At 42.5% G+C, this 9464-nt stretch carries 7 protein-coding genes; 3 read left to right on the plus strand and 4 right to left on the minus strand.

The genetic code is table 11. The features are described 5' to 3' along the window. Window positions 1-5: 5 nt before the first annotated feature. From HMPREF9304_RS13705 to HMPREF9304_RS13715, 3 genes are read left to right on the plus strand one after another with little or no spacing between them, the layout of a single operon-like run. Window positions 6-1475: an ATP-binding cassette domain-containing protein gene (locus HMPREF9304_RS13705; protein WP_036930119.1), complete on the plus strand. Its 1470-nt coding sequence runs from the start codon at window positions 6-8 to the stop codon at window positions 1473-1475. A gap of 18 nt (window positions 1476-1493) precedes the next feature. Next, a complete protein-coding gene (locus HMPREF9304_RS13710; RefSeq protein WP_036930122.1) occupies window positions 1494-2588 on the plus strand; it encodes an ABC transporter permease in 1095 nt (364 codons plus the stop codon). Beyond that, on the plus strand, window positions 2585-3673 hold the full coding sequence (locus tag HMPREF9304_RS13715) for an ABC transporter permease (RefSeq protein WP_036930123.1): 1089 nt from the start codon (window positions 2585-2587) through the stop codon (window positions 3671-3673). Before HMPREF9304_RS13710 ends, HMPREF9304_RS13715 begins: the two co-directional genes overlap by 4 nt. A gap of 131 nt (window positions 3674-3804) precedes the next feature. Here HMPREF9304_RS13715 and nadC read toward each other — a convergent pair whose 3' ends face one another. From nadC to HMPREF9304_RS13735, 4 genes are all read right to left on the minus strand, one after another. Then, the gene (gene nadC, locus HMPREF9304_RS13720) at window positions 3805-4680 is read right to left on the minus strand and encodes a carboxylating nicotinate-nucleotide diphosphorylase (RefSeq protein WP_036930125.1); all 876 of its coding nucleotides are present in this window, start codon (window positions 4678-4680) and stop codon (window positions 3805-3807) included. Between the two features lie 32 nt (window positions 4681-4712). Further along, window positions 4713-5705, minus strand: coding sequence for a quinolinate synthase NadA (gene nadA / locus HMPREF9304_RS13725; RefSeq protein ID WP_036930127.1), 993 nt, complete (start codon window positions 5703-5705; stop codon window positions 4713-4715). An 88-nt stretch (window positions 5706-5793) separates the two neighbouring features. After that, entirely contained in the window at window positions 5794-7380 is a 1587-nt protein-coding gene (gene nadB / locus HMPREF9304_RS13730) for an L-aspartate oxidase (RefSeq protein WP_008126054.1), read from the minus strand. 122 nt (window positions 7381-7502) lie between these two features. After that, complete coding sequence (locus HMPREF9304_RS13735; protein ID WP_036930129.1) at window positions 7503-8975, minus strand: SLC13 family permease; 1473 nt, start codon at window positions 8973-8975, stop codon at window positions 7503-7505. Window positions 8976-9464 lie beyond the last annotated feature (489 nt).

The raw sequence follows: 9464 nt of genomic DNA on the forward strand, positions 1-9464 counted from the left end.
TTGTGATGAACGCTATTGAAGTAAACCACGTCAGCAAACAATATGGTCGTGTCCAGGCGCTTGATGATGTTTCTATCACGGTCAATCAAGGCGAAATCTTTGGTTTGATAGGTCCAGATGGAGCTGGCAAGACCTCACTTTTTCGTATCATGGCAACGCTCCTGTTGCCCGATGCGGGTACAGTGAGTATTGACGGTTGCGATGTGGTGCAACAATATAAAACCATAAGGCAGTGTGTGGGTTATATGCCAGGGAAATTTTCGCTGTATCAAGATTTAACCGTAGAGGAGAATTTAAAGTTCTTTGCTGACTTATTTGGTACTACAGTCGAAGAGGGATACGAAAGTGTCAAGGCAATCTATTCACAGATAGAGCCTTTCAAACATCGAAAGGCAGGTGCATTGTCGGGCGGAATGAAGCAAAAGTTGGCACTTTCGTGTGCCTTAATTCATCAACCTCGAGTGCTCTTCCTCGACGAACCCACAACAGGAGTAGACCCCGTATCACGCAAAGAGTTGTGGGAGATGTTGAAAACGTTGAAACAAAGAAACATCACGATTGTAGCTGCTACGCCTTATTTGGATGAAATTAAGTGTTGCGAACGGGTAGCCTTCTTAGATGAAGGGAAGGTGAGAGCAGTAGATACTGCCGAAAACATCCTCACCCAATTTGCCGATGTGTTCAATCCCAAAGGATTACAACACCAACAATCGGCTGCTGATGCAGCAACTTCTGATATAGAAGAAGTGATAACAGTCAGCCATTTAGTCAAGGCTTTTGGAAATTTCCGCGCCGTTGATGACATCTCTTTCAGTGTTCGTCGTGGCGAAATCTTTGGTTTTTTAGGAGCGAATGGAGCTGGTAAGACAACCGCCATGCACATGTTAACAGGACTCAACAAACCCACCAGTGGTACAGGAACAGTGGCAGGGTATGATATACGGAAGCAATCTGAAGAAATCAAAAAGCACATTGGTTATATGAGTCAACGATTCTCGTTGTATGAGGATATGACAGTGGCACAGAATATCAAGCTTTTTGGAGGAATTTATGGAATGCCACCACAGCTCATCGAACGTAAGTTGGATGATTTGTTGCAGCGATTAAATTTTACAGCACATCGCAACTCATTGGTAGCATCCTTACCTTTGGGGTGGAAACAGAAGATTGCTTTTTCGGTAAGTATCTTCCACGAGCCCGAAGTGGTGTTTTTAGATGAGCCTACAGGTGGGGTAGATCCTGCAACACGGCGGCAGTTTTGGGAGTTGATATACGATGCTTCGGCAAGAGGAATCACCGTATTCGTCACCACTCATTATATGGATGAAGCGGAATATTGTGACCGAATATCCATCATGGTAGACGGAAAAATTCGTGCTATGGGTACTCCCAAAGAGTTAAAACAGACCTATCAACTTGAGAGTATGGACGAAGTGTTTACCCTTTTAGCGCGTGAAGCTACCCGTGGGGAATAACGTAATGGGAAAGACATCATGAATCAATTTATATCATTTGTCATCAAAGAGACCAAACACATTGTGCGTGATCGCCGCACAATGCTCATCTTGTTTGGTACGCCTGTTGTTATGATGCTTATTTTTGGTTTTGCCATTACTACTGATATTCGTAATGTAAAGGTGACCGTGGTTACGGCTGTGATGAATCCACGTATTCAGCAGGTGGTTCAACGCATCGATGCTTCAGAATATTTTGTGGTGACACAAACGGTGAGTAGCACACAGGAAGCCAAACAACTCTTAGCCGACCATCAATCAGACATGGCGATTGTGTTCTCAAATGATTTTGCCAATGAGCGATACAGTGAGCAAGCAAGTGTCCAGTTTTTAGTAGATTATACCGATCCCAACATGGCTGAACAGCGCGTTTCTTATATTCAGCAGATAATCATGGACGAGTTGCGTAGTCAGCAAACAGCTCAGCAACAAGCGATAGCTAACACCAAGCTGCTCTATAATCCGCAAATGAAGAGTGCCTACAACTTTGTACCTGGTATCATGGGAATGCTTTTGATGTTGATATGTGCAATGATGACCTCGGTGAGTATTGTACGTGAAAAGGAAAGAGGAACGATGGAAGTACTTTTGGTATCGCCAGTCAAGCCATTGTATATTATGATTGCCAAGACGGTTCCATATTTTGTGCTTTCCATCTTTATTCTCATTAGTATTTTACTCATTTCAAAGTTTATCCTGGCTGTACCCATAGAGGGTAGCGTCATCACCATTTTGGCAGTTTCGCTGTTGTATATTGTTTTGGCATTGGCATTGGGTATGCTTATTAGTGTTGTATCCCAAACACAGGTGGTAGCCCTATTGATATCGGGAATGCTACTGATTATGCCGAGTACCATGCTCTCTGGAATGATTTATCCCATTGAGAGTATGCCCACCGTTATTCAATATATCTCAACGATTGTTCCCACCCGTTGGTATGTGTCGGCTATCAAAAAAGTGATGATTATGGGTGTTGGAGTGAACATGATTTACGAGGAACTCATCATCATGTTAGGAATGACTTTATTGTTTTTAGGCATTGCCTTGAAAAAGTTTAAAATCAGGTTGTCATGACACTGCGTTATCTTATACAGAAAGAGTTTATCCAAATTCGGAACAATCCATTTATTCCGAAGCTCATCTTATTCTTTCCTATTGCCATTATGCTTATCTTTCCATGGATAACCAATTTGGAAGTGAAGAATATCTACATCTCTGTGGTAGATAATGATCACAGCACATTGTCTCAACGTTTAGTTCAACGCTTGCAAGCTTCACCTTACTTTAAGTTTACAGGTACAGCTCCAACATATCCTATTGCCTTACAGCAGATTGAACGCAATGATGCCGATATAGTATTAGTCATTCCTCCCAACTACGAACGAAATCAGGTGATTGGAAATCCGCAGCCAGTTCTCATTGCAGCGAATGCCGTGAATGGGACAAAAGGTGGTATGGGTTCGTCTTATGTAGCCAACATCGTAAATCAAAATTTGCAGGACTTACAAATCAAGCCAATGAAGTCACCCTTTTCGACTTTGGCTTTGTTCAATCCACATAAAAATTACAAACTTTTTATGATACCCGCTCTGATGACACTGGTGCTCATTATGCTTTGTGGATTTCTATTGGCTTTGAATATTGTGAGTGAGAAAGAGAAGGGAACGATTGAACAAATGAATGTTACGCCTGTAAGTAAATTGCAATTCATCTTGTCCAAGATGATTCCTTATTGGTTCATCTCCATGTTTGTTCTTACAGAGTGTATTTTGTTAGCATGGATGGTTTACGGCATTTATCCAGCTGGAAATATCAGTTTGATTTATCTCTTGTCCATGATGATGGCGCTAATATTTAGCGGAATCGGTCTGATTATCTCTAATTACAGTGACGCAATGCAAGAGGCCATGTTCGTGATGTTCTTCATCATTATGTTTGTCATGTTGCTCAGTGGTTTGTTTACTCCCGTGTCGAGTATGCCCGATTGGGCACGCAGCGTGACTATCATCAACCCAGTTACCTATTATATTGACGGGATGCGAACCGTCTTTATTAGGGGAGGCAACTTTGCAGGGATAGCAGAAAATATGTTCATCTTAATGATTTTTGCCGTTGTTATAGATGTGTGGGCGGTGATAAGCTATAAAAAGATAAATTAGCGGCGGAAGAAGAGAAACTGTTGATGTGTTGAAAGGACACAATTCCTTTCAACAAAAACAGAAGCAATGAAGTAAAATAAATGTGGAGTAGGGAGCGTCAGCATTAAGCCTTTGTTGACGCTCCCATGTGCTTACACTTTCAGTTTGTTGCTACCTGCAGCCTTAAAACTCATGTCTAACACTTTGACACTGTGTGTTAAGGCTCCAAAGGAAATAAAGTCGACGCCAGCTTTTGCGTATGGTATCATGGTGTCGAAGGTAATGCCGCCACTCGATTCGGTTTCACATCTGCTGTTGACCATGGCTACCGCTTTGCGTGTATCTTCGGGCGAGAAGTTATCAAACATGATACGGTCGCATCCTTCTGTCAATGCTTCTTCCAGTTCTTGGAAGTCACGTACCTCACATTCTATTTTCATACCGTCTTTCCCGTGTTCTTTGATATACTGTTTGGCACGTGAAATGGCATTGTGTACACCACCGCAAAAGTCAATGTGGTTATCTTTCAGCAGAATCATGTCAAACAATCCAATGCGATGATTCATACCGCCTCCAATTCTTACCGCTTCTTTTTCCAGCATTCGCATGCCTGGTGTGGTTTTGCGAGTGTCTAGTACGCGTGTTTTAGTGCCTGCATCGATGAGTGCTTGTTGGTACTTGTGAGTCATGGTAGCAATTCCACTCATGCGTTGCAAGATATTGAGCATCAGTCGTTCTGTTTGTAGCAAGCTCTGCTCTTTGCCCTTCACGCTCATCACAATGTCGCCCGGTTTCACTGGTGCTCCGTCTTGAATATACACTTCAACGTTGAGTGTAGGGTCGAATTTATGGAATATTTGTTTGGCTATTTCTACTCCTGCAAAGATACCCTCGTCTTTGATAAGTAGTTTACTCTCGCCCATAGCAGTGGCGGGAATACAACACAACGTGGTGTGGTCACCGTCGCCAATATCTTCGCTGAACGCCAGTTCTATAAGTTTGTCATTAAGTTGATTTACAGATAGCATATTATCGTTTTTATTCTTTTGGTTTTTATCCTTTACAAGCCTAATTGCTTTGATATCTCTAACATCCTGTGGATGGGTTTAATGGCTTTTTTCGCAATCTCAGGTTCAACCTCAACGGTCGGCCATTCATATTTCAGACAATTGTACAGTTTGCGCATTGTGATGAGCTTCATATAGCTACATTCGTTGCAAGCGCAGGTACTGTCGTCGGGTGGAGCGGGGATGAAAGTCTTTTGTGGTGCCGATTTTTGCATCTCGGTCAAGATGCCACTCTCGGTAGCCACGATAAATTCTTGTGCTTTATCGTGAATACTATAATTGAGCAATGCCTTGGTACTGCCCACCTTGTCTGCCAATTTCACTACTGGTCCTTTGCATTCGGGGTGCACTAATATCTTTGCATTCGGATGTTGAGCCTTTAATTCGAGGATGCGCTCAACAGAAAACTTTTCGTGGACGTGACAAGCACCGTCCCAAACTAGCATGTCTCTACCTGTGAGTTTGTTAATATAGCTACCTAAATTGCGATCGGGTCCAAATATCATGGGTGTGTCTTTGGGGAACGACTCGACAATTTGCCGTGCGTTGCTACTGGTAACTACCACATCAGTCAGTGCCTTGGTGGCTGCTGTGGTGTTGACATAGCTCACCACAGTGTGGTTGGGATGTGCCTTGACAAACTTTTCGAACGCATCGGCAGGACAGCTCTCTGCCAGCGAGCACGATGCATTGAGGTCAGGAATCAAGACCTTTTTATCGGGACATAGTATTTTATTGGTTTCTCCCATAAAGTGTACACCGCACATCACGATAATATCCGCATCGGTTGTGGCAGCTTTCTGTGCCAACGCCAAACTGTCTCCAATAAAGTCGGCTATGTCTTGCACACTTGCTTCTGTATAATAGTGTGCCATGATGAGTGCGTTCTTTTCTTTGCACATCTTCCTTATTTCAGCCTTGATGTCTGTTCCTTCTGGAATGGGTTCATCAATATAGCCCAGTTCTTGCCATTTCTTGTCTACCATTTCTTTTGTATTCTTATGTTTCAGAGGTACGTTTGCTCAACGGAGTACTCTGTGTTTTGTATTTATTGATGCTTGTTTTTACGCTTGCTTATCGGTCGTATGCGTGTTTGGGATAATCTACTGTGTAATGTAACCCGCGGCTCTCTTTGCGCTCAATTGCCTGACGTGTAATGAGATATCCCACATTAATCATATTGCGTAATTCGCAGATGTCGCGTGTAGCTGTCACGCTTTTGAATAGTTTTTCCGTCTCTTCGTACAGTAAGTCAAGTCTATCCCATGCACGTTTCAATCGCAAATCGCTTCGTACGATACCCACATAATTGCTCATGATTTCGCCCACCTCCCTGACACTTTGTGTAATCAAGATGCGCTCTTCGTTGGTCATGGTGCCTTCATCGTTCCATTCGGGTACGTTGGTGTTAAAAGAATAGTGGTCGATAACGCTGACAGAATGCTCGGCTGCTGCCTTTGCATATACTGCTGCTTCGATGAGTGAGTTGCTTGCTAAGCGGTTGCCGCCATGCAATCCTGTACAAGAACATTCACCAACAGCGTACAAACGGTGAATAGAGCTTTCGCCATGAAGGTCGACTTTGATGCCTCCACACATATAATGCGCACTGGGACAAACAGGAATATATTGTTTGGTGATGTCTATACCGATGCTCAAACACTTTTCGTAAATATGTGGGAAATGTTTTTTGGTTTCTTCGGCATCTTTGTGTGTCACATCTAAGCACACGTGGTCTAAGCCATGAATCTTCATTTCACGGTCGATAGCGCGTGCCACGATGTCACGTGGTGCCAATGACAAGCGTTCGTCATACTTCTGCATAAACTCTTCGCCATTTGGAAGTCGCAGAATGGCACCATATCCTCGCATGGCTTCAGTAATCAGGTATGCAGGGTGTGTTTCTGCAGGATTGAAAAGAACCGTAGGGTGGAATTGTACAAACTCCATGTCCTTCACCGTTCCTTTGGCTCTATATACCATGGCAATGCCGTCGCCTGTAGCAATAATGGGGTTAGAAGTCATGGCATACACCGCTCCTGTTCCGCCTGTAGCCATCAAAGTTACTTTGCTCAAGTAGGTGTCTATCTTGTTAGTATCGGGATTGAGGATATAAGCACCATAACATTCTATGTCTTGAGTTTTGCGTGTAACCGTTTGTCCCAAGTGATGTTGGGTGATAATTTCCACCGCATAATGGTTCTCTAACACTTTGATGTTTGGATGTTTCAGCACAGCAGCCATGAGTCCGCGTTGAATCTCAAAGCCTGTGTCGTCTTGGTGATGTAGGATGCGAAACTCGCAGTGTCCACCTTCACGATGTAAGTCATACTCGCCATTTTGCTTTTTATCGAAGTTCACGCCCCAGTTGACTAACGATTGTATGGCCTTTGGTGCATTGCGAACTACCTGTTCAACGGCAGCACGGTCGGAGATGTAGTCGCCTGCAATCATGGTGTCATTGATATGTTTTTCGAAATTGTCAACGGCTAAGTTGGTGACGGAGGCAATTCCTCCTTGTGCCTTAGCTGTATTGGCCTCGTCAAGTGTTGTTTTACAAACGAGGGCTACTTTTCCTTTTCCACTATTGGCAACGCTCAAGGCGTAGCTCATGCCCGCAATTCCGCCTCCAATAATCAGAAAATCATATTCTTGTACCATAAACTATCTGTTTTTAGACTTCATGTATTGATTGCAAAGATAATGAAAAGTAACGAGATATGGCAAACTAAATCTTATTAGTTTGCCATATCTCGTGTTGGTTTTTATTTCGTCTTATCGTCTTATAAGAAATGACTTCCACCAATGAAGAAGAGAACGAAGTAGCCAAGAATCATACTAATGATGCCTACAGTTAGTCCAACCTTCAACATATCGTTCTGCTTTACCAAACCTGTAGAATAGGCGATAGCATTTGGAGGTGTTGAAATAGGGAGACACATTGCTGACGATGCAGCAATAGCAATACCAATTAAAATAGTTGCTGTACCACCAATAGTGTTCAGTGTGTCACCCATGCCAGAGCAAACTACAGCTAAAATTGGCACCAAAAGAGCGGCTGTTGCTGTGTTTGAAATAAAGTTAGACAAGAAGTAACAAATCAGTCCAGAAAGCATCAAGATGATGATTGGGCTAAATTGGTGGAATGGGATACTCTCAATGGCGCAGTCGGCGAGTCCAGAACCGTTCATACCTAAGCCCAAAGCAAAACCACCAGCAACCATCCAAATGACACTCCAGTTAATGGCTTGTAAATCTTTACCCGTGATGACACCTGTAACAGCAAAGATACCCATAGGAACCATAGCCACGGTATTGGAGTCGATGCCTGTAATATCTCGTGGAATGAGCCAAAGCAAGATGGTTAGAATAAATGTAGCACACACTACCCACATGCGCCATCCATGAGAGATGTGTCCTTTGATTTCTAACTCAATGGTCTTCTGTGTGAATGGGAAAAAATTAAGAATAATGCGCCATGAGATTAAGAGTAACACGATTACTAATGGAAACATGAACGCCATCCATTCTCCAAAGTCAATTCCTAAGTTCAGTCCATCGGGATTGTTGAGCGCCTGTAATGCAATTGCATTAGGAGGAGTACCGATGGGGGTTGCCATACCGCCAAGGTTGGCAGCAACAGGAATACTAAGCGTCAGTGCTATACGACCCTTACCTGAAGCAGGGAGAGCTGCAAATACAGGGGTGAGGAAAGTCAACATCATGGCTGCGGTAGCGGTATTGCTGACAAACATAGAGAAAACGCCAGTGATAAGTAAGAAGCCTAACAAGACATTTTCGCTCTTTTTTCCAAAAGGTTTTATCAGATTCTTTGCTAATAATACATCTAATCCTGATTTCGTAGCAGCGATTGCCAAGATAAAACCACCCAAGAAAAGCATGATAACAGGGTTGGCAAAGGTTGCCATGATTTCTTTTGATTTGAGTAGTGTACCAAAAACTTCGTTCTCTTCTCCTTTGAAAAAAGCCAAACTATTATTGGAAACGGTGAGACACATAACAGTAATGATAGCTAAAGATGTGGCCCAAGATGGAATGGCTTCTGTAATCCACGATAAAGTGGCGAAAACAAAAATGGCGATGATACGCTGTTGGACAATGGTAAGCCCTTCAATTCCAAAGATGTCTGTTGGTAGGTTCCAAACAATGGCGGTCAGTATCATAATGCAGATGAATTCAATGAGATTCTTTTTGCTCAACTGACCGCCAAGAATATTAGCATTTTCTTGTTCCATGGTTGTATAAGATTTAAGTTAGTATAACGTGGCAAAGATAAAATAATTTTTGTTTCAAAAAAAAGAATTAACATAAAAATGGCAGTTGGAAATACATTTTTTTATTTGTGAGAGATAATTTTTTTGTCCTGTAATTTTACCAAAAAACGACCATTCAAAATCTTCAAAATAGAAAATTTTAATAGGCAAACGCCCAACAAAATTACGCTGATTTTGACAAAATAGACGTCTCTTGCGGTTGAAATATTGATTTAACGCCCTTGGAAACACTCAATAGAGGTGTTATTCACATACAGTAGCAGCATTAAAGCATGCAAATAGGAGGCTTATCTTAATGCTTTAGTCGCAAAGAAGGGGCAAATTTACGCATAAAAAGAGAGGCTTTAGTCGTAATGTGTTCAATAACAAATGATTACGAACATCGCTCATTTCTCGCGTATTTGCGACCAACTTTGCTGTTGGTTGTTTTCACGCGAGTTATGAGAGGCA

Source organism: Hoylesella timonensis S9-PR14, assembly GCF_000762405.1.
In the GTDB taxonomy this organism is placed as follows: domain Bacteria; phylum Bacteroidota; class Bacteroidia; order Bacteroidales; family Bacteroidaceae; genus Prevotella; species Prevotella timonensis_A.

What these genes read in the sequence shown, in the direction of transcription:
- HMPREF9304_RS13705 (WP_036930119.1), top strand. Translation starts at nt 6, where the DNA reads ATGAACGCTATTGAAGTAAACCACGTCAGCAAACAATATGGTCGTGTC.
- HMPREF9304_RS13710 (WP_036930122.1), top strand. Translation starts at nt 1,494, where the DNA reads ATGAATCAATTTATATCATTTGTCATCAAAGAGACCAAACACATTGTG.
- HMPREF9304_RS13715 (WP_036930123.1), top strand. Translation starts at nt 2,585, where the DNA reads ATGACACTGCGTTATCTTATACAGAAAGAGTTTATCCAAATTCGGAAC.
- nadC (WP_036930125.1), bottom strand. Translation starts at nt 4,680, where the DNA reads ATGCTATCTGTAAATCAACTTAATGACAAACTTATAGAACTGGCGTTC.
- nadA (WP_036930127.1), bottom strand. Translation starts at nt 5,705, where the DNA reads ATGGTAGACAAGAAATGGCAAGAACTGGGCTATATTGATGAACCCATT.
- nadB (WP_008126054.1), bottom strand. Translation starts at nt 7,380, where the DNA reads ATGGTACAAGAATATGATTTTCTGATTATTGGAGGCGGAATTGCGGGC.
- HMPREF9304_RS13735 (WP_036930129.1), bottom strand. Translation starts at nt 8,975, where the DNA reads ATGGAACAAGAAAATGCTAATATTCTTGGCGGTCAGTTGAGCAAAAAG.